Annotated in this window: 2 protein-coding genes; one reads left to right on the top strand and one right to left on the bottom strand. The window is 71.5% G+C overall.

Translation table 11 applies throughout. The annotated features are described in order from the left end of the window. Positions 1 to 48: 48 nt before the first annotated feature. Entirely contained in the window at positions 49 to 1,023 is a 975-nt protein-coding gene (locus ACYVE9_RS26450; RefSeq protein WP_461030422.1) for a carbohydrate kinase family protein, read from the bottom strand. 131 nt (positions 1,024 to 1,154) lie between these two features. On the opposite strand from ACYVE9_RS26450, the gene ACYVE9_RS26445 reads away from it, so the two are divergent. After that, entirely contained in the window at positions 1,155 to 1,370 is a 216-nt protein-coding gene (locus ACYVE9_RS26445) for a hypothetical protein (protein ID WP_461030421.1), read from the top strand. Positions 1,371 to 1,487: the final 117 nt, after the last annotated feature.

The raw sequence follows: 1,487 nt of genomic DNA, 5'->3' as shown, positions 1-1,487 counted from the left end.
CGCGCCGCCCGGCCCTGGCGGCGCGGGCTGCCGCACGGCCGGGCGGGCTCAGGCCAGGTGGTCGCTCACCTCGTCGGTCGCCTCCGCGCCGTACGCCTTGGTGAAGCGCTCCATGAAGTGGCCGCGGCTCAGCTCGTACTCCTGGGTCCCGACCGTCTCGATGACAAGAGTGGCCAGCATGCAGCCGACCTGGGCGGCGCGCTCCAGGCTGACCCCCCAGGCGAGACCGGAGAGGAAACCGGCCCGGAAGGCGTCGCCCACTCCGGTCGGGTCCGTCTTGGTCTCCTCCTGCGGGCAGCCGACCTCGATGACCGGCTCACCTGCCCGCTCGATGCGCACGCCGCGTGCGCCCAGCGTGGTGACCTGGGTGCCGACCTCCCGCAGGATCTGCTCCGGGGACCACCCGGTCTTGCCTGCGATGAGGGCCGTCTCGTACTCGTTGGCGAAGAGGTAGGCGGCGCCCTGGGTGAGGCCCCGGATCTCCTCGCCGTTCATCCGGGCCAACTGCTGCGAGTAGTCGGCGGCGAACGGGATGCCGCGGGTCCGGCACTCCTCGGTGTGCCGCATCATCGCCTCGGGGTCGTCGGCGCCGACGTGGACCAGGTCCAGCGCGCCCACCCGCTCCGCGACGGACTGGAGCTCGATCAGCCGGGCCTCGCTCATCGCACCGGTGTAGAAGGAGCCGATCTGGTTGTGGTCGGCGTCGGTGGTGCAGACGAACCGGGCGGTGTGCAGCATTTCGGAGATGCGCACCGAGGCGGTGTCGACACCGTGCCGGTCCAGCCAGGCGCGGTACTCCGCGAAGTCGGGCCCGGCCGCTCCCACCAGGACGGGGCGGACACCCAGTTGGCCCATGCCGAAGCAGATGTTGGCGCCCACTCCGCCCCGGCGCACGTCGAGCGTGTCCACCAGGAACGAGAGCGAGACGGTGTGCAACTGCTCGGCGACGAACTGGTCGGCGAACCGGCCGGGGAAGGTCATCAGGTGGTCGGTGGCGATGGAACCGGAGACGGCGATACGCACGGCGGGCTGCTCCCGGGAAGGCGGAGGAACGGACGCCTCACGCTACCCGTTCGACTGAAGTTGCCCGAACGCGCGAAACTACCCGAAAGTAGGGCTTACCAGACGGCGGTGAGCTGCGTAGCGTCGCTTCCATGACGAAGAGCGCTCCCTCCACCGCCCACCTCCTCGAGGACCCCGAGTCACTGGCCGAGCTGCGCGGCGACTGCGCGCGGATGGCCGCGCGCTGGACGGCCGGGCACCACTCCGCGGCACGTACCGCACCGGTGCCGTTCTCCCAGCTGCACGGCGTGCGGGTGCCCGACCGCTCCGCGCGCCTGCTGGACGGCATGTCCGACTACGGCGACTGACGGAACCGGGTGTCGGCCCGCTCCGTCCCATCGGCGTCAGGATTCTTGAGCCGAAGGAGCCGCGGTGAAGACCGACGACCCCCACCTGCACGACGCGCCGCCGCCGAGCCGGCGGCG

This window comes from Streptomyces sparsus (assembly GCF_054776295.1).
This window is presented reverse-complemented; position numbering and strand designations above follow the sequence as displayed.